This is a genomic window from Pseudomonas sp. EggHat1, assembly GCF_014892995.1.
GTDB classification, from domain to species: Bacteria; Pseudomonadota; Gammaproteobacteria; order Pseudomonadales; family Pseudomonadaceae; genus Aquipseudomonas; species Aquipseudomonas chaetocerotis.
This window is the reverse complement of record NZ_JACKQK010000003.1, coordinates 347,952-364,941: the sequence shown is the minus strand read 5'-3', so window position 1 is coordinate 364,941 and position 16,990 is coordinate 347,952. Positions and strand designations below refer to the sequence as shown.

Annotated in this window: 17 protein-coding genes; 2 read left to right on the top strand and 15 right to left on the bottom strand. The window is 62.1% G+C overall.

From position 1 onward, the window contains the following. Positions 1 to 227 precede the first annotated feature (227 nt). The 5 genes from INS93_RS08170 to INS93_RS08150 all read right to left on the bottom strand — a co-directional run bounded on the left by INS93_RS08170 (position 228) and on the right by INS93_RS08150 (position 4,607). Positions 228 to 1,064, bottom strand: a complete 837-nt coding sequence (locus INS93_RS08170; protein WP_192980977.1) for a PhzF family phenazine biosynthesis protein — start codon at positions 1,062 to 1,064, stop codon at positions 228 to 230. Positions 1,065 to 1,313: 249 nt separating this feature from the next. Continuing rightward, positions 1,314 to 2,069 (bottom strand): L-cystine ABC transporter ATP-binding protein TcyN, encoded by a 756-nt coding sequence (gene tcyN / locus INS93_RS08165; protein WP_192980976.1) that lies wholly within the window; start codon positions 2,067 to 2,069, stop codon positions 1,314 to 1,316. Then, positions 2,069 to 2,737 carry a cystine ABC transporter permease gene (tcyL, locus tag INS93_RS08160; protein WP_045735909.1) on the bottom strand — a complete coding sequence of 223 codons (669 nt, stop codon included), beginning with the start codon at positions 2,735 to 2,737 and terminating at the stop codon, positions 2,069 to 2,071. Before tcyL ends, tcyN begins: the two co-directional genes overlap by 1 nt. Further along, entirely contained in the window at positions 2,734 to 3,531 is a 798-nt protein-coding gene (gene tcyJ, locus INS93_RS08155) for a cystine ABC transporter substrate-binding protein (protein ID WP_192980975.1), read from the bottom strand. Before tcyJ ends, tcyL begins: the two co-directional genes overlap by 4 nt. Positions 3,532 to 3,614: 83 nt before the next feature. Continuing rightward, on the bottom strand, positions 3,615 to 4,607 hold the full coding sequence (locus INS93_RS08150) for a D-cysteine desulfhydrase (protein ID WP_192980974.1): 993 nt from the start codon (positions 4,605 to 4,607) through the stop codon (positions 3,615 to 3,617). Positions 4,608 to 4,831: 224 nt separating this feature from the next. On the opposite strand from INS93_RS08150, the gene INS93_RS08145 reads away from it, so the two are divergent. Further along, positions 4,832 to 5,614 (top strand): MetQ/NlpA family ABC transporter substrate-binding protein, encoded by a 783-nt coding sequence (locus INS93_RS08145; RefSeq protein WP_192980973.1) that lies wholly within the window; start codon positions 4,832 to 4,834, stop codon positions 5,612 to 5,614. Between the two features lie 212 nt (positions 5,615 to 5,826). Here INS93_RS08145 and INS93_RS08140 read toward each other — a convergent pair whose 3' ends face one another. From INS93_RS08140 to INS93_RS08120, 5 genes are all read right to left on the bottom strand, one after another. Then, the gene (locus INS93_RS08140) at positions 5,827 to 7,731 is read right to left on the bottom strand and encodes a patatin-like phospholipase family protein (RefSeq protein ID WP_192980972.1); all 1,905 of its coding nucleotides are present in this window, start codon (positions 7,729 to 7,731) and stop codon (positions 5,827 to 5,829) included. A 188-nt stretch (positions 7,732 to 7,919) separates the two neighbouring features. Then, positions 7,920 to 8,186 carry a DUF2790 domain-containing protein gene (locus tag INS93_RS08135; protein WP_192980971.1) on the bottom strand — a complete coding sequence of 89 codons (267 nt, stop codon included), beginning with the start codon at positions 8,184 to 8,186 and terminating at the stop codon, positions 7,920 to 7,922. Between the two features lie 299 nt (positions 8,187 to 8,485). Continuing rightward, positions 8,486 to 8,800, bottom strand: a complete 315-nt coding sequence (locus INS93_RS08130) for an antibiotic biosynthesis monooxygenase family protein (protein ID WP_192980970.1) — start codon at positions 8,798 to 8,800, stop codon at positions 8,486 to 8,488. Between the two features lie 44 nt (positions 8,801 to 8,844). Beyond that, positions 8,845 to 9,819 (bottom strand): zinc-dependent alcohol dehydrogenase family protein, encoded by a 975-nt coding sequence (locus tag INS93_RS08125; RefSeq protein WP_192980969.1) that lies wholly within the window; start codon positions 9,817 to 9,819, stop codon positions 8,845 to 8,847. Between the two features lie 154 nt (positions 9,820 to 9,973). Beyond that, positions 9,974 to 10,276, bottom strand: coding sequence for an ArsR/SmtB family transcription factor (locus INS93_RS08120; protein WP_192980968.1), 303 nt, complete (start codon positions 10,274 to 10,276; stop codon positions 9,974 to 9,976). A gap of 228 nt (positions 10,277 to 10,504) precedes the next feature. Between INS93_RS08120 and pdxY the strand changes: the two genes are divergently transcribed. Further along, positions 10,505 to 11,377 carry a pyridoxal kinase PdxY gene (pdxY, locus tag INS93_RS08115; protein WP_192981004.1) on the top strand — a complete coding sequence of 291 codons (873 nt, stop codon included), beginning with the start codon at positions 10,505 to 10,507 and terminating at the stop codon, positions 11,375 to 11,377. A gap of 454 nt (positions 11,378 to 11,831) precedes the next feature. On the opposite strand, the gene INS93_RS08110 is transcribed toward pdxY, so the two are convergent. Genes INS93_RS08110 through INS93_RS08090 form a run of 5 tightly spaced genes read right to left on the bottom strand, consistent with a single transcriptional unit; the run spans position 11,832 to position 16,951 of the window. Beyond that, positions 11,832 to 12,797, bottom strand: coding sequence for a spore coat protein U domain-containing protein (locus INS93_RS08110; protein ID WP_192980967.1), 966 nt, complete (start codon positions 12,795 to 12,797; stop codon positions 11,832 to 11,834). Next, positions 12,794 to 15,088, bottom strand: coding sequence for a fimbria/pilus outer membrane usher protein (locus tag INS93_RS08105; RefSeq protein WP_192980966.1), 2,295 nt, complete (start codon positions 15,086 to 15,088; stop codon positions 12,794 to 12,796). Before INS93_RS08105 ends, INS93_RS08110 begins: the two co-directional genes overlap by 4 nt. Before the next feature lie 28 nt (positions 15,089 to 15,116). After that, on the bottom strand, positions 15,117 to 15,875 hold the full coding sequence (locus INS93_RS08100) for a molecular chaperone (RefSeq protein ID WP_192980965.1): 759 nt from the start codon (positions 15,873 to 15,875) through the stop codon (positions 15,117 to 15,119). Positions 15,876 to 15,878: 3 nt separating this feature from the next. After that, entirely contained in the window at positions 15,879 to 16,451 is a 573-nt protein-coding gene (locus tag INS93_RS08095; protein ID WP_160017859.1) for a spore coat U domain-containing protein, read from the bottom strand. Next, a complete protein-coding gene (locus INS93_RS08090; RefSeq protein WP_192980964.1) occupies positions 16,451 to 16,951 on the bottom strand; it encodes a spore coat U domain-containing protein in 501 nt (166 codons plus the stop codon). Before INS93_RS08090 ends, INS93_RS08095 begins: the two co-directional genes overlap by 1 nt. Positions 16,952 to 16,990: the final 39 nt, after the last annotated feature.

The following is a 16,990-nucleotide window of genomic DNA, read 5'->3' as shown; positions in this document are numbered from 1 at the left end:
GGCCTCTGAAAGAGCCGCTTCTTGGCAGCTCAAAAATCGCTCAACTCTGGCGTTGCCACGTAAACACCAAGACAGCTCCGTCTTTTGAGTGACTCAGGTTTCAACGTCGCTAACGCTATTTTCATTGGCAAAAATCGCGACAGGACTTATTCAATAGAATCGGCTAATACCGGATAGTGGCCTAAGCTGGCAAGGTAAAGGGGAATGGACACATGACGCCGTGGTAGTTAGAACGTTACCCGCCCTGACACACCCGGTTGAACTTCACCTCCGACCCAGATATCACTTCCGAGCTTCTCAATTTTTATCCGGCCTCGACGACCCAATACAGTGCCTTGGCTCGCCGTGTAGTGGTCAGGCATGACCCCAGTAGAACTTAGCCATTGCGCCAGGCTCGCATTGAGACTTCCGGTAACAGGGTCTTCATTCCACTCTTCACCCATAAAGGCGCGCACCTCGACATCTGCGTCCGCATGAGGACCTTGCCAAGGCGCGACCACGCCTACATTGAGTCCATTTAGTGTCGTGTAGTCCGGACGAATCGCCAAAACCTCATCACGCGAAGCCAACAGTACGGCAACCCAGCCAGGCCCGTTATCGACCCACTGACTGGCAAGGATGCGATCAGAGGTCAGCCCCAACCCACTTTCTATCTGCCGCAGCGTAGCGTCTTCTACCACTCCGCTCCGTACCAAGGGGGGCGCTGCAAACGCCAGACAAGCCCCATCTCGCCGAATACGGATCAGGCCTGCCGAGCACTCCTGGACAATCTCTTCATCGACATTGCCGATACTTTGATTTAGCCATACATGACAGCTTCCCAGTGTTGGATGCCCGGCAAAGGGCAGCTCTCGTAGCGGGGTGAAAATTCGTACGCGGTAATGTGCATCGGGAGAGCTTGGCTTGAGCAGAAAGGTTGTCTCGCTAAGCTGTGTCCAGGCAGCAAAGTCACGCATTTGTTGGCTGGTCAGATCGTCGGCACCAATGACGACAGCAACGGCGTTACCTTTGAAGGGTTGTTCGGAGAAAACATCAACTTGCTCGAATGGTAACGAAACCGACATGCAGCCTCCTCTGTCGTGGCTACGGGGGGATGAGTGAGGATATGCCAGACGACACACTTCCGAAATCAAGTTTCACAGACTTTTGAACGCCTGCTTCTTGGTGCAAGCAGCCCAAAAATCTCGCTTGCTCCTGCTTTCGCCTCAGCCTTTGCCCCAGCAATTGCTCAATGCATTGCCCGTCGCGGCGGGCGGCGCAGTGCCCACCATTGAATCGCAAGCACAGCAGTGAAGGCGCATGCCTGCGACTGACTAAAGCGAGCGGTCGAGCAGAAACTTGCTGAGAAACTGCCGCGTGCGTTCGTGCTGGGGCGCGGTGAACAGGGTCTTGGCCGGGCCCTGTTCGACGATGTGCCCCTGGTCGATGAAGATCGCCCGGTCTGCCACGTCGCGGGCGAAGGCCATTTCGTGGGTGACGATGACCATGGTGCGTTTTTCTTCGGCCAGATCACGGATGGTGGTCAGCACTTCGCCCACCAACTCGGGGTCCAGGGCCGAGGTGGGTTCGTCGAAGAGGATCACCTGCGGGCGCATGGCCAGGGCACGGGCGATGGCCACGCGCTGTTGCTGGCCGCCGGAGAGGCGTTTGGGGTAGGCGTCTTCCTTGCCACTCAGGCCCACCTTGGCGAGCAGGGCGCGGGCATGGGCCAGCGCTTGCTCGCGCGGCTCCTTCTTCACCTGCACCGGGCCTTCGATGACGTTTTCCAGCGCCGTGCGGTGGGGGAACAGGTTGAAGTTCTGGAACACGAAGCCGGCCTGCTGGCGCAACTGGCGGATGAGCTTCTGCTGGCCCTTGAGCGGCTTATCCGCATCGATATGGATGTCGCCCACGGTGATCTGCCCGGCGCTGGGTTGCTCCAGCAGGTTGAGGCAGCGCAGCAGGGTGGTCTTGCCCGAGCCGCTGGGGCCGATGATGGCGACCACTTCGCCGGCGGCCACGTCCAGGTCGATGCCCTTGAGTACTTCGTTGCTGCCGAAGGCTTTTCGCAGATTGCGCACGGAAATCATCAGTTGTCCTGCTCGTGCCGGTTGACCCTGGCCTCAAGGCGCGCCTGGAAGTGCGCGAGGATGCTGGCCAGCGCCCAGTAGATCAGCGCGGCCGCCAGGTACATGGTGAAAATCTCGAAGGTGCGCGCGGTGATCAACTGCGCCTGACGGAACAGTTCCGGCACCTGGATGGTGGCGGCCAGGGCGGTGTCCTTGACCAGGGAAATGAAGCTGTTGCCCAGCGGCGGCAGGGCGGTGCGCGCGGCCTGCGGCAGGATCGCCCGATACAGCGTCTGCGTCTTGCTCATGCCGATGCTGGCGGCCGCTTCCCATTGGCCACGGTCGATGGAGGCGATGGCAGCGCGGAGAATCTCCGAGGTGTAGGCGGCCATGTTCAGCGAGAAGCCGATCAGCGCTGCGGGCAACGGATCGAGCTGAATGCCCAGTTGCGGCAGGCCGTAGTAGATCAGGAACAGCTGCACCAGCAGCGGCGTGCCACGAAAGAAGGAGACGTAGAGGCGGGTGAGCCAGCGCAGTGGGGCTGGCCCGTACAGGCGTCCGACGGCGAGGGCGAAGCCCAGCAGCAGGCCGAAGAACATGCCGCCCAGGCTGAGTACGACCGTGTAGTAGGCGCCCTTGAGCAGAAAGGGCGCGGACTCCAGAGCCAGCTGCAGGGCGGACTCGATCATCGGGTGACGTCAGCCTTGAACCATTTCTCGGAGAGTTGCTTGAGGGTGCCGTCGGCACTCAGCTTGGCCAGCGCCTGGTCGATGGCGGCGAGCAGGGCAGGGTTGCCCTTGCGCATGGCGATGCCAGCCTCCTGGCGGGAGAAGGCGTCACCGGCCACGGCCAGGCGGCCACCGGTTTTCTCGACCATTTCGAAGGCGGCCAGGCGATCCACCAGGATCACGTCGATGCGGCCGACGTTGAGGTCCTGGAACTTGGTCGGGTCGTCATCGTAGGTGCGGATGTCGGCTTGCGGCACGTTGTCTTTCAGCCACTGTTCGTAGTTGGTGCCAAGGCCTACGCCGACCTTCTTGCCGGCCAGGTCCTGGGCGCTCTTGATGCTGTCGCCATCGGCCTTGCGGGTCAGCGCCTGGATGCCGGAGACGGTGTAGGGGGTGGAGAAGTCGTACTTCTTCTTGCGCTCGTCGGAGATGGTCACCTGGTTGATCACCACATCCAGGCGCTTGGACTCCAGCGCGGCGAGGATGCCGTCCCACTTGGTTGGCTGGAACTCGGCCTTGACGCCCAGTTCCCTGGCCAGCGCTTCGGCCAGCTCCACTTCGAAGCCGGTCAGCTTGCCGTTGGCATCCTGGTAGTTGAAGGGCGGGTAGGTGCCCTCCAGGCCGACCTTGATGGCGCCGCGGGCCTTGATGTCATCGAGCAGCTCGGCGGCGAAGCTCGGTGCGCTGAGGCTGGCGCCCAGCATGAGGGCCAGGCTGGCGAAGAGGAAACGGCGACGCAGGGTTGAGAATGTCATGGTGACCTCATGCAAGTGGGAAGGTGGCGCCACTCTAGGTGGAAATTCTTATGCTTCTAAATAATTAAAAATTATTCATATATTCATTTTTGTTTGTAGGCGAAGAGGGCCGGCGAGCCGCCCGTGTGCAGGAACAGCAGCGGTCCATTGCCAGGGAAGGCGCCACGCTTGAGGCCATCGAGCAGTCCGGCGAAGGCTTTGCCAGTGTAGACCGGGTCGAGCAGGATCGCTTCCAGGCGCGCCAGCAGGCTGATGGCCTCCAGGCAGGCGGCGTTGGCTTCGCCGTAACGCGGGGCGAAATAGGCGTCCCATAGCTCCAGGTTCAGTCCGTGCGGCACTTCAACCTCCAGCAGTTCAGCGGTGCGCTGGAGTAGACCTTCGACCTTGGGCTTTTGTGCCGCCTCACTGCGCGAAACGGTGACGCCGATCACGCGTGTGCCGGGGCGCGCGCTTTCCAGCGCCAGGGCCAGCCCGGCATGCGTGCCGGCGCTGCCGGAGGCCAGCACCACGGCGGCGAAGTCCTGGCCGCTGGCGGCGATCTGCTCGGCCAGCTCCAGGCCGCCACGCACGTAGCCGAGTGCGCCCAGGGCATTGGAGCCACCGATGGGCACCAGGTATGGCCGGCGACCGGCTGCACCGAGGCGTTGGCAGGCGGCCTCCAGCAACTGATCGGCGTTGTCCAGGCTGGCGACGTTTTCCACCTCGGCGCCGAACAGGTCCAGCAGCAGGCGATTGCCGTTGCCCAGGTAGTCGTCGCTCTGGCTGTCGATGGGGTTTTCCAGCAGGGCCAGGCAGCTCAGGCCGAGCTGGGCGGCGACCGCTGCGGTCTGCCGCACGTGGTTGGACTGGATGGCGCCGGCCGTGACCAGCACATCGGCCCCCTTGGCCTGTGCATCGGCAGCGAGGTATTCGAGCTTGCGTGCCTTGTTGCCACCGAGCGCCAATGGGGTGAGGTCGTCGCGTTTGATCCAGATATCGCGGCCCAGGTGCTGGGACAGGCGTGGCAGGTGCTGCAGGGCGGTGGCCTGAGGGATCAGTTGCAGGCGGGGGAAGCGGGCGAGGGCGGCGGTGAGCATGGGAGCCTCCAGGGAGCGAAGGCTTTTCACTCTAGGCGGGAGCAGGCTGGGCTCACAAGCAGAAGAGGAAGATTATTTTTGGCATAAGAAAATAATTAATAGTTATTTTATGGCATAAACCTTTCTCCGTACTGTTGCGCCCAGCCCGGCCTATCCGCCGGGTGCCTGCCAAACGTGCCGGGCTGTCGATCCAGCCGGTGCCATAGACCGAGAACAAGGACATCATGAACAAGACCCTGCTGCTGACTGCCCTGGCCGCTGCCCTGACTGCCTCCCTGGCCCAGGCGGGCGAAAAGCTGAGCGTGGCCGCCACGCCGGTGCCGCACGCCGAAATCCTCGAACTGATCAAGCCCGAGCTGGCCAAGCAAGGCGTGGATCTGGATATCAAGGTCTTCACCGACTACGTGCAACCCAACCTGCAGGTCAGCCAGAAGAATCTGGATGCCAACTACTTCCAGACCAAGCCGTACCTGGACACCTTCAATGCCCAGCGCGGTACCGAACTGGTGATCGTGCAGGGCGTGCACGTCGAGCCCTTCGGCGCCTATTCGGCCAAGTACAAATCCCTCGATGAATTGCCGAACGGCGCTGTCATCGCCATTCCCAACGAAGTCAGCACCACCGGCCGTGCGCTGCTGCTGTTGCAGAAGGCTGGCCTGCTGACCCTCAAGGACCCCAACAGCGCCCAGGCGCTGCCGCGTGACATCGTCGATAACCCGCGCAACTTCAAGTTCCGCGAGCTGGAGGCGGCCACCGTGCCGCGCGTGCTGAATCAGGTCGACCTGGCGCTGATCAACACCAACTATGCGCTGGAGGCCAAGCTCAATCCCAAGCGCGATGCATTGGCGATCGAAGGCAGCGACTCGCCTTACGTCAACTACCTGGTGGCGCGCCCGGACAACCAGGACAGCGAGGCGATCAAGAAGCTCTCCGCCGCGCTGACCAGCCCGCAGGTGAAGGCCTTCATCGAGAAACGCTATGACGGCGCGGTGCTGCCGGCTTTCTGAGCCGGCCCCTCTGCTGAGCGCTGTCACCGGGTAGGGTGCGCCGCGCGCACCGAGAGGCCACGATTACGGGTGCATAGCGCCCAAATGCCCACCGTCGATCAGGCTAATGAGCCTGTGCCAACGGGTTACACGTACGCCGAGCCGGCTGAGCCGACTCGGCGTTGTTTTTGCCGGAGGCTTTTTGTTGCCCGGGTTCAAAGACGGCCAGCGCCCTACAGACGCGGCCGCAGTTTGAGTTCGGGCGTGGGTTTGGGAGCGCCCTTGGCGGGGTGGCTGTCCGGGTGCTGTTCGATCATCTGGGCGATCTCCCGCAGCTTGCCAAGCATGGCCTGGGCCAGGCCGGCCTGGGTGCGGTACAGACCGGTATCCGGGTCCTGCTCCAGGTCGCTGAGACCTTTGAAGGGATAGCTGTAGCGCTTGGCATCGGTGCTGAAGAAGCGCTGGTAGTCCTGCTCTGTGCCGTGCAGTTCGCGGCAGGCTCTTTCCAGGCTCTGCAGTTGTTCGGCGACGCTGGCCAGTTGCAGGCGCAGACGAATGATCTGGTGATTTTCCCAGTTCATCGGCGAGGCCTGGGCGCCTGGCTGCCAGTGCTGTGGGTCGCCGAAACGCAGGACGAACTGCTGGCCGGCTTCGCGTCCGTAGCGGGTCAGTCGCTCGATGCGCTCGGTGGGCATGGTCAGGTTGAGGCCGCCTTCTTCGCGGGTCAGCTGGATCAGGCCGATACGGTCGCGAAAGCCGGGCATCAGCGAGAGGGTTTCGTGGTTCCAGTCCTTGGCGACGTTGCTGAGCTGGGCAAGGAAACCGCGCAGGGCTGGCAGACCCGTCTGGGGGAAGCGGCGCCAGTAGGCAAGCCGCGCATCGCCGTTGTTACGCGGGAAGCGCACGCGTTGTTCGTCGGCGCCGTCGGTCGGCCCCAGGTCGAGGCCGAAGGTGGGGCGCCTGGGCAGCGCGGCATCGAAGAAGTGGATGGGAAAGTTGGAACTGATGCCGCCATCGGTGAACCAGCAGCGCTCCAGCTTCTTCCCGCTCGTGCGGTAGTCCACGGCGTACAGTGGGACGGCGCTGAGCAGCAGGGGAAAGCTCAGGCTCATGCGCACGGCGACGATCACCGGCAGGTCATCGGGCAGTGGCAGGCGCAGATACCCGTCGCCGCGATCATCGCCAGGGCGCTGGTGAGCGCCCATCCAGGCCATCACGCGGTGGGGGAATAGCCGCGCGAACTCCTCCTGGCGGAAGTGGAACTGGTTGTTCTCGCGCACCTGCTCGTCGTCACGAAAGGGCAGGCGGAAAGGCCGCGCCATGCTCAGGCAGGTGGTCATCACCTGCAGATCGATGCCATGGCGACGCAGGTCGCCGAAGGTCAATGGCCGCTCGCACTCGATGGCATCGGCCTGAGCGGCGCAGTAGTCGCGCTGGCCGCTGAGCTGATCGAAGTACTGGGTCAGCCAGGTGGTCAGGGCTTCATCCGGGGCGTCGTCATCGGCCTCTGGCATGCCGCTGCACAGGCCGAAACCGCTGGCTGGCAGTTCACGCAATGCCACCAGGGCCAGGCGCAGGACCACCGCGAGCACGCCACCCAGCGTGGCGAACAGCAAGACCCAGAGCCAAACCAGCACGCTGGCGCTGCTGGCCGCGCTCCACCACAGCGGCCCGCCTGCCAGCAGGGCGCCGACCAGGGCGCTGAGCTTGTGGCGCATGAGCATGACCTTCAGTGGCGCGAACAACCGCGTCCAGGGGCCTTTGCCCTTGACCTCGAGGAGGGCGATGAAGGTATCGAACAGGGCGCGCACTGCCGGGGCAGGCTTGAACAACGCCAGCAGTTTGGTGCCATGGCCATTCGCGGCGGGCATGCAGAGGTGCTGGGGCAGTCGTTCGATGGTCGCGAAGCCGGCCGGGTCGCTGCTCAACTCACCTTGCTGATAGCGCTGGCGGCCAAGTTCGGCAGCGGCAGCTGCTGCTGCAGCGATGGCGCCTGCACTGGTGCCGCCGATGCTGCGCAGGCGAAACGCCTTGGCGATCTCGGTGATGGCCAGCGGGTAGACGATGCCGCTGGTGATGCCACCTTTCATGATCAGGTCGCATTCCCGGGCAAAAGCCGCCTGGCGCGAATCGCTCATCTACTGCTCCTTGTCGTCATGCCGAACGCTGGCGCGGGCATGATAACGCGGCTTTTACGGCTATATGCCAGTATTGCGAGCGATTGCCAATAATGAGTGGGGCATGGTCGCACGGGCGTTGTTCGACACGCTGTACGCAGATCCGCGTTCTTATCGCCCATTGCCATCCCTGGCGTCACTGCGTTATGTCAGTGCCCTTTGCTGCATGCATCAGAGAGGGCCTTGAACTTCAGAGTCTGGATCTTTCCAGCCGAGTCCATGTATTTCATCAGGTGATCGACAGGCTTGCAGGTATGGGTTTTCGGCTTTGATATGGATAGCACCTTGGCTACATCAAGTTTCAATCCATACTTGTAAGTGGTAACCGGGCTTTCAGCGAGTGCGTTACCGGATAGAAGTAAGACAGAGCTGGTAATGAAAATATTTGCCAGGTTTTTTGCATTTTTGCTGATCATTGTTGAACTCCGAAGACGCTAAATGGAGGCCGAGTGCCTCCGGGAAAGTTGAGCGGGATTGCCCGCTCACTCTCGGAGAAAACTACGGAATGGTGTTCAGGTAAGTTGATCTGACAGCCTTGTATTTCAGCGCTGTGAGATCAACGAGTGACTACTGAATAGTGGTGGCAACAGAGCGGCAGGCTTAAGGATGTTCTGAAAAAGCCAGTTATCGTCACTCCCGCGAATGCGGGAGCCCAGGAAATCCGTAGGTTCTGGATTCCCGCCTACGCGGGAATGACGGCTTTTTCAGGGTTTCCTTATACGGTTGGCAGCGCAATATCGCTGGCGATGGCCTGAATGTGGTAGACCGTCGGCTCTTCCGAAAAATATTCCTCCAGGCCCAGCATGAACGTCTGATGGTCGTCACTCGCTTCGAAACCCGGCGCGTGGTCCTCAAGTGAAGCCCAGCGCACGATCAGGTTGAACGTCTCGGGACTTTCGATTCCCTGCGCGAACATATGGCCGTGGTAGCCTTTGGCGCGCTGGAGCAAGTGAACCACGTCGGCAAATGCCTGTTTGAACTGTTCGGTCTGTGCACTGTGAACAGGCAGCACTGCGATTTCATAAATCATTGCGGTATTCCTCTGAAGTCAGTTTGGTCGTTGAACCTGTGTACTTATGGGGCGAGCGAGGGCTCGACGGCAATCGCGACTTTCCCGCGAAGACCGTTGTTGGGCGTCTCCAGCAGCGCGTGCGCGCTTGAAATGTCAGCGAGCGAATAGACCGCGCCAATATGGGGGCGCAGTTGGCCGCGCTCGACCAATGCCTTCAGTTCATCGAGCTTGCCGCGGTTCTGGCGGGTGAAGACGAAGTGGTAGCTGGCGTTCTTGCCCCAGGCCTGAATGAGGTTCTGCGGCTTGGCGATATCCACGATCGAAACCACACGGCCGAGCTGGGCGAGCGCGTCGGGGCTGCGGGTCAGGGTGTCGCCGCCGATGGTGTCGAAGATCACATCCACGCCTTGGCCATCGGTTTCCCGCAGGATGGCGTCAACGTAATCCTCTTGTTCGTAGTCGATGACCACGTCGGCACCCAGCCCCCGGGCGAACTCGAAGTTCGCTTCACGCACGGTGGTGAATACCCGGGCGCCAATGGCTTTTGCCACCTGGATCGCCACGTGGCCGACGCCACCGGCGCCGCCGTGGATCAGAATGCTTTCCCCGACACGCAGCGATACACGCCCGACCAGTGCTTCCCAGACTGTCCCGCCCACCAGCGTCAAGCTTGCCGCCTCGAGGTGGCTCAGCGATGCCGGCTTCTTGCCGATGATGCTTTCGGATGCAACGTGGTACTCGGCATAACTGCCGTCACCTTCGAAAATCTGCGTGGTGTACCAGACTTCGTCGCCTGGCACGAAGCTCGTCACGCCCGCGCCGACGGCTTCGACGACACCGGATACGTCATGTCCGGTAATGGCGGGAAGGGGCACGTAGTCGACGTAGTCACCCCGACGCACCTGGTAATCCAGCGGGTTGATGGAGGTTGCGTGAACCCGCACCAACACTTGGCCTGCCTGCGGTACGGGTTTGGCCACTTCGCTCAGTTCGAACGCGTTCGGGCCGCCAAAGGATTTGAGAATTTGCGCTTTCATTGTGGTTTCTCGTTTCTGGAAAAAGGGATATAGGGAATTTTCGATGTAATGGTGCAAAAAAATTACGCGACTGTGCCTAGGGGGGCTCTCTATTGTCAGGCCTTGTTTCGGTTAAAAGGGATATCGAGAAATATCGATGTTAAGGGTCAAAAAATTACAGCTCCTTGCCTATGAGCTCGGCCAGAGCACGGATATTGGATTCATTGCGCTTGTAGTAGGTCCACTGTCCGATCCGACGGACTTCGACCAGGCCTACACGTTGCAGCGTCGCGAGGTAGTCGGACACCGTCGACTGCGACAGACCGACACCTTCCTGAATACTACTGACGCACACGCCCACGGTATGAACGTCCCCTTCATCTTGCGGAGGAAAGTTCTTAACCGGATCCTTCAACCCCTTGAGGATTCCAAGGCGGGTGGGATTCGAGAGGGCTTTGAATACATTGATCAGTTCCATGGGGGGCCATAGTATCGAGATTTACCGATATGTCAATGCGGTAATTGCCCATTCGTCGGGCGCCTGGCTCGAGAGGCGTTGTCCGGGGTGTCGGCAAGTCTTTGTAGTACACCTCAAGTCTCTGGCTTGCCAAGGCGTTCAAGCTGTCGAGACATGACTCAGGCTGGTATGCCCAGGCCGCTTGGCGAATAATCTGTGCCCCGTCGTACCCAGCCAGCAGAGATCGTCATGAGCGCCACGCTACCGCCCCTCGTTCTGTCCATTCAGTCGCATGTCGCCTGGGGCCATGTCGGCAATGCTGCTGCGGTGTTTCCGTTGCAGCGGTTGGGCTTCGAGGTGCTGCCGATTCACACCGTGCAGTTCTCCAACCACACCGGTTACGGCCAGTTTCGCGGGCAGGTGTTCGGTGCCGAGCATGTACGCGAGGTGCTGTTGGGGCTGCGTGAGCGTGGGGTGCTGCCGCGGCTGGCGGCGGTGCTGTCCGGTTATCTGGGGGATGCCGATACGGGCCGTGTGATCCTTGAAGCGGTGGGCGAGATTCGCCAGCACAACCCGACGCTGCGTTACCTGTGCGATCCGGTGATGGGCGACGTCGGGCGCGGCGTGTTCGTCAACCCGGCGATTCCCGATTTTTTGCGCGATCAGGCGATTCCTTTCGCCAATATCATCACGCCCAACCAGTTCGAATTCGAACTGCTCACCGGCTCTAAACCGGCCTGTCTGCAGGAGGCTGTGAAGATCGCCCGGCAGTTGTGCGGTCGTGGCCCGGACGTGGTGATCGTCACCAGCCTGGCGACGCCGGATATCCCCGACAATGAGCTGGGCACGTTGGCAGTCAACGGCGAGGGCGCCTGGTTGGTGACTACCCCACGCCTGGCGCTGCATCCTTTGCCCAATGGCATGGGCGATGTGTTCTCGGCCACGCTGCTGGGTCGCCTGTTGGCCGGCCAGGCGCTGCCGCAAGCGCTGGAGCTGGCTACTGCAACGCTCTACGCGCTGGTCGAGCAGACCGCAGACGGCGCGCGCGATCTGCCGTTGATCGCCGCGCAGGAGCAGATCGTGGTGCCGGGCAAGCGCTTCGTCGCGCAACCCTTGGCCTGAACCACGTTCGTCGGAATGACGGTGATTTCAATGTGATATCACCGTATTCTCCTGCCTGCGGTCCACATCCTGATGTCGTGACCGTTTCTACGGATGGATTTTGACCTTCACCGCAGCAGGCCATCCTTACCGTAGACCGTCATCATGCCGTTTCACCGATTTCTTGCCTTGTTCGTGGCCACATCGCTGTGCGCCACTGCCAACCTTTCTCTTGCTGAGCAGATCAGCGGGCAGCTACAGATCAGCCTGACCATTCTCAAGCGTTGCGAGGTTGCTGTTCGTGGCGATGTTGCTGCCGTGCACTTGTCCGCGCGTGATTGTGAGCATGCCGTCTATCAGGTGCAGGACGCTCACGGGCGAGCCTTACCGTCGAGCCTGAATGCAGAGGCGACCTCGGTGGTGCTGCCTGCCGGCGGTGATGCCGGCTCGACGCTGGTGATCTACTGGTARTGCTTCAGTAGTTGATGATCAGCAACACGTTGTCGGTATAGACGCCCACCGGCGCGTTGGCTTGCCCGGGGTCCAGAATCGCCTGGTAGTTGAAGCTCTGCGAGTTGCCCGTGCCGCTGGCCGTCAGCGGTGAGGCGGCGTTCCAGATCAGGCTGCTGCCGCTGTAGTAGAGGTTGTAGCGAATGAACTGGCTACCATTGGTCAGGCGTCGCCAGGGCGCCTGGTAGTTCTGCCCGTTGTCGAAACTCAGCGTGTAGCCCTCGGTGTTGGTGCAGGTCACGGCGAAGGTGCGCTGCTGCGCGCTGAACTGGCTGATCAGGGCGTTGGCGCCAAAATCCACGTTGGGCAAGGTATCGACGCGGCAGGCCTTGCTGACCACCAGGGTGACGGTCAGTGTGGCGAGTGACCCTGTACCCCAGTTGGTGGGGGCACCGCAGATCACGACACAGCTTTGCGTCAATCCGGGGCTGCGGTTCCAGGCGCAGATATTGAGCGCGCCGACGGTGCAGATCGCCCAGTCCCAGCGCAGGGTGATGGTGGCGGTGTAGGTGCCGGCTGGCACGTTGGGGCCCGGGTTGGTGCGGAAATACAGGCCGATGGCGCTGGAGCTGCCACCGAGCGCCAGCAGGTTGATTGCACCGAGCTGTTGCGGTTGACCGGCTACCAGCGCCTGGTTGTAGCCGGCGTCCTGAAACACCTGAAAAGGGATCTGATTGCCCTGGCCGTCCTGCAGAGCCAGAGTGCCGGGGTTCTGCAACGTGACCCGGACGTAAGCACCCGCCAGTACCTGTAGCAATCCCGGACAGGCCAGGCCCGCGCCGGCTGCTGCTTGTTGCTGTGTGGTGCGCAAACTCAGAGAGTTGGTGTTGCCCAGATTGACCGAGCCCCCGGCATAAGTGCTACAGGCATGGGCCGGCACACTTACCAGTGTGCCGCACAGCAGGAGTGCGTAAATCAGCCAGCGAATCATGGCTGACCGTCCTGCTGCAGGCAGGCGAGGGGGCCGACCACGGCCATTTCCACGGCGCTGTCGTCCAGCGAGAAGCGGCTGCTGCAGCTGCTGCCATCGGCCAGGAGTACCTCCAGTTGGTTGTCCTTCGCCAGCCCTTCGAAATACAACTGGCCGTCCCAGCCGATGTAGGTGCGCTGACCGCTGGGGCGATGCAGCACTTGGCTGCCGCGTGGCAGTGGTTGTCCCAGGCCGTCGACCAACTGGATGCTGGCTGACAGGCTCATCACCATGGGGAAGGCGAGCAATGCGCCGCTGCCCTGGTGCACGGCGATGCGCTTCTGGGTTTCCGATAGTTGCAGGTTGCTCGGCAGATTCAGCAGGTCGACTTCGTACTGGCCGGGGTAGTAAGACGGCACCCAGGGCACCAGCAGGTAACCTGCCGAGTCGGTACGCCCCAGCAGTTGATGTTCGTAGCGCACGGGCACATCTGAATAACCCTCGGTGCTGACCAGCACGAAGGCATCATCGATCCGGTTGCTGGCGAATACCTGGCCCTGCATGGCCACCAGCGAGCCGCTGACGCCGCCCCACCGGGTAGTGATGCCGTCGTTCTGGTAGGCGCCTGCCTGCACCTGTGCATGCTGGGTGCGCCACGTCAGGTCAGCCTGGCGGTATTCATTGTCGCCGCCGGCATAGCCAAGGTTCCAGCCCAGACCGCCGTCGCTGGGTGGGTTGCGGCTGTAATTGGCGCGCGCGCGCTGGTTACCGTTGCTGTCTCGCTCCACGCCTGTGGTCAGGGTGGAGTACAGGTCGAACGGGATTACCAGCTGTGCCTGGATGGCGTGCGAGGCGTCGTCCAGTTGGCGGTTGAGGGAGAGAAAGAAGCTGGCGCTGCCCCACAGGCTGCGTGACCAGGACAGGTTGAGCAGACGCGTGCGCCGTCCGCTGTGTTCCTCACTGGCGAAGTAGCCGATGCCGAATGAGCCGAGCCCTTCCGGGCTGAAACTGAAGGTCAGTTGATCGAGGATCTTGCTCAGCGGGCCGCCGGCCAGGTCGTTATCCAGGGCGTTCGCGACGCTCAGGTCGGCATAGCCCGAGCTGCGCTGGATGCGCTGCGCGGTGATGCCGAAGCGACGCGCGTAGTAGCTGTAGCCGAGGCTGTACTGCTGGCCGTTGCCGATACCGCTGCTCTGGCTCACGGAACTGGTCAGGGTGCCCAGCAGGCCGAGTCCGACCGTAGCGCCGATACCAGCCTGGCGCAGGCCTGCGCCGGCTTCGGCATGGCTTTCCAGGGTGAGGCTGTCGGTCAGGCCATAGCGCAGGCTGCCGCTGCTCACCAGGCTGCCGTAGGAAAAATCGTCCACGCCATAGTTGCGGCGCAGTTTGCCCAGCGACAGGGAGAAGTCCGAAAGCCCCTGGCGCAGCAGGGTGTCGGTCACATAAAAGGGTACGGTGGTGGATACCTGGCGCCCCAGCACATCCGTGGTCACCAGCGTCGCGGTGCCGGCGCCGCTGATGTAAGGCACGGTGTTGAGGGTAAAGGGGCCGGGGCGCAGCTCCTGTTGACCGAGGCGGGCGTCGTCGATGAACAGATCAACGGTGCTGGGCACCGCAGCATCGCCATCGAACCGCGGTAATGGGTAAGTGACCAGATCCGGACGCAACGAGAAGTTGCGTGAAATCTGCAGCCCGCCAAGGCGGACCGCGCTGTTCCAGGTCAGCGCGCCGGTGATCAGGTCGCCAGCGCTGAGGCTGAGCATGCGTTGTTGATCGTTGAAGCGCCAGGTGCTGTCGTAGCGGGTATAGCCATCGCGATAGCTAGGCCCGGAGAAACTGTGGCGATAGACGCCCGTGTTGGAAATCATGCCGAAGCCGTCGAACACCCGCTGTTCCAGCCAGGTGTTGGCGTAGTGGCCGGCATTCTCGGTGTGGTTGTAGTAGAGGTCATAGTTGAACAGCACACCGAACGCGCTCTGTGCCTGCATCGGCTCGCTCAGGCTGCTGGGGCCGAAACGCTGGTGCGGTAGCCATTCGCTGGGCAGGGTGAGTAGCAGTCGCTGGCTGTCCTGCTGATACTCGCTGCGCAGGGTGTCGATCCGGTCCAAAGCGACCCAGGGCGTCGTCTCCGAGGGCAGGCGCACGCCTGCGGCGAGCAGATCGTCGCGTTGGGCGAATAAACGGCCCTGATGTTCTCTCACTTCCACCACCTTGCCGCTGGACAGCTCATTGACGATCAACTCCAGGTAGAGCAACTGCGCCTCGGCGAACTGCTGTGCGTCATCGCCATGGGCTGACGGGACTGACAGCAAGGTGGCCAGTAGCAGCAGTACCAGCGATCTAATCAGCGGCCAGCGGCTGCTTCTGTCGACTTTCGTTGATGCGTGCCTGCACCTGGCCGCTGCGCACGCCTGTCGGCAGAGGCCAGCGCATCTGCGCACCAGGTAGCACATAACCGAGAAGCCCTTCGGCCAGTGGCTGTTTGCCGCTGTCTCGCGATAGATCGACCTGGGATAGCCGGGCCGGGGCGGGGCCGAGGTTGCGCAGGTAAAGGAAGGCGCCGTTGCTACCGTCAACGACGCGGTAGCGCAGATCGGGAGCCAGTGGCTGGCCCTGGCCTGGCGTTTCCCGCGCACCGTCATCCAGATAGGCCCCAGGCCCGACCACGAACAAGGGCACCGAGTAGCGCATCTGGAATTGCACGCCCAATTGGGACGGCCGCGGTTGTGGCGGCAGAACCTCGTCGACCAGCACACGGTAGGTGCGCAGCGTGCCGGCGCTCGGCGGCTCCAGGTTGACCAGCCTGACCAGCTGCCGCTTGCCCGGTTGCAGCGTTGCCATTGGCGGGCTGCCCACGACCTGCTTCTGCGACGTCAGGCGATCTTCGAATTCCTCCTGCTCCCAGGCCAGTACGCGCACCTGCACATCCACTGGTTCCTGCCCGCGATTTTCCAGCCACAGCGCGGCTGATTTCTGTCGATCGGCTTCGATCAGCGGATTGATCGGCCAGATCAGGATGGAGCTGGCAGCTTGTATGGCCAGACTCGCCAGCGCTGTGGTCAGCGCCAGGCAGCAGGCGAAGAGGGGGCGTGTGCTCATGGTTCAATAACTCACGGTCACGGTGACGGTGTCGGTATAGATGCCGGCCGAAGGCAACGGGCTGACACTGAACAGGCGGGCATAGACCGTGTAGGTCTGGGTGGCGCCGCCAACAGGGAAATTGATGCTCATGCGCGTGCCTCCGTTGCTGCCGTCGCCCCAGATGATGCTGCGTGCGGCGTCCTGGTAAAGCTGGTAGCGCAGGCGCTCCGCGCCACGCGCCAGGTAGCGTCCGCCGGCCACGCTGCCGGTATTGAGCCCGGCATTGAGCGACAGCGTGACGGCAGTGCCGGGAGAGCACTGCAGTACGATGGACCCGTTGTCTGGTGTGCTGGCCGCATCCAGGTTGCTGGGCAGGGTGCTGACCTGGCCGAATGAAATGTTGCCGAACGAGGTGGCGTCGCTGCCCCCGGCACCGAGCAGGCAACCCGGTACGATTTCCGCGCGCAACTGGAAGCTCTGGCTGACGATCTGATCGTTGATGCCCGTGTCGCCACGAGCCGGCAAGGCGTGCATGACCAGTACGGTCAGGCAGAGAAGGTGAGTGACCACGAGTGAATGGGCCCGGCACGGCATCACCAACTCACCGTGACGGTCAGGGTATCGCTGTAGCTTCCGGGAGGCGGGGCATTCTGTGCCGGCACGCGGGCGTAGATTGCCAGCCACTGATCCTGGCCATTGCCGGTGGCGCTGACTCCCGTGCTGTTGTCCCAGACGATGGCGTAGTCCGCGCCAGTGTAAAGGTTGTAGCTGATTACGGCGGAGTCGGGACCGACCATCTGCCGATTGCTGGTGGTGCCGCTGTAGCCGGCATTGATCAGTACGCGATAGGGGATGTTCTGCTGGCAATTGACGCGCAGGGCACCTGCGTCTGGTTGACCAACCAGGGTAAGCAGGTTGTCGAGTCTGAGGTGGGTGCCGAAATCCAGGGTCCCGAAGCTGACGCCCGAACCGCTGCTGCTGCCCGCCTGACAGGCCGGTAATACCTCGACATTCAGGCCGATGGTGGCGGTCTTGTCGACTGCCGGCAGGACTGCTGGGGCCATCAAAAGCAGGGAGGCGATCAGGCAGCGCATGGCTATTCTTCCCGGAAAAGTTCGAGATCCTCTTGCTTT

Bases quoted from the DNA above. Each gene is read 5' to 3' on its own strand.
- INS93_RS08135 (WP_192980971.1), bottom strand. From the start codon at position 8,186: ATGATCAGCAAAAATGCAAAAAACCTGGCAAATATTTTCATTACCAGC.
- INS93_RS08120 (WP_192980968.1), bottom strand. From the start codon at position 10,276: ATGGAACTGATCAATGTATTCAAAGCCCTCTCGAATCCCACCCGCCTT.
- INS93_RS08110 (WP_192980967.1), bottom strand. From the start codon at position 12,797: ATGATTCGCTGGCTGATTTACGCACTCCTGCTGTGCGGCACACTGGTA.
- INS93_RS08100 (WP_192980965.1), bottom strand. From the start codon at position 15,875: ATGAGCACACGCCCCCTCTTCGCCTGCTGCCTGGCGCTGACCACAGCG.
- INS93_RS08090 (WP_192980964.1), bottom strand. From the start codon at position 16,951: ATGCGCTGCCTGATCGCCTCCCTGCTTTTGATGGCCCCAGCAGTCCTG.
- INS93_RS08140 (WP_192980972.1), bottom strand. From the start codon at position 7,731: ATGAGCGATTCGCGCCAGGCGGCTTTTGCCCGGGAATGCGACCTGATC.
- INS93_RS08145 (WP_192980973.1), top strand. From the start codon at position 4,832: ATGAACAAGACCCTGCTGCTGACTGCCCTGGCCGCTGCCCTGACTGCC.
- tcyJ (WP_192980975.1), bottom strand. From the start codon at position 3,531: ATGACATTCTCAACCCTGCGTCGCCGTTTCCTCTTCGCCAGCCTGGCC.
- pdxY (WP_192981004.1), top strand. From the start codon at position 10,505: ATGAGCGCCACGCTACCGCCCCTCGTTCTGTCCATTCAGTCGCATGTC.
- INS93_RS08095 (WP_160017859.1), bottom strand. From the start codon at position 16,451: ATGCCGTGCCGGGCCCATTCACTCGTGGTCACTCACCTTCTCTGCCTG.
- INS93_RS08130 (WP_192980970.1), bottom strand. From the start codon at position 8,800: ATGATTTATGAAATCGCAGTGCTGCCTGTTCACAGTGCACAGACCGAA.
- tcyN (WP_192980976.1), bottom strand. From the start codon at position 2,069: ATGATTTCCGTGCGCAATCTGCGAAAAGCCTTCGGCAGCAACGAAGTA.
- INS93_RS08125 (WP_192980969.1), bottom strand. From the start codon at position 9,819: ATGAAAGCGCAAATTCTCAAATCCTTTGGCGGCCCGAACGCGTTCGAA.
- INS93_RS08150 (WP_192980974.1), bottom strand. From the start codon at position 4,607: ATGCTCACCGCCGCCCTCGCCCGCTTCCCCCGCCTGCAACTGATCCCT.
- tcyL (WP_045735909.1), bottom strand. From the start codon at position 2,737: ATGATCGAGTCCGCCCTGCAGCTGGCTCTGGAGTCCGCGCCCTTTCTG.
- INS93_RS08170 (WP_192980977.1), bottom strand. From the start codon at position 1,064: ATGTCGGTTTCGTTACCATTCGAGCAAGTTGATGTTTTCTCCGAACAA.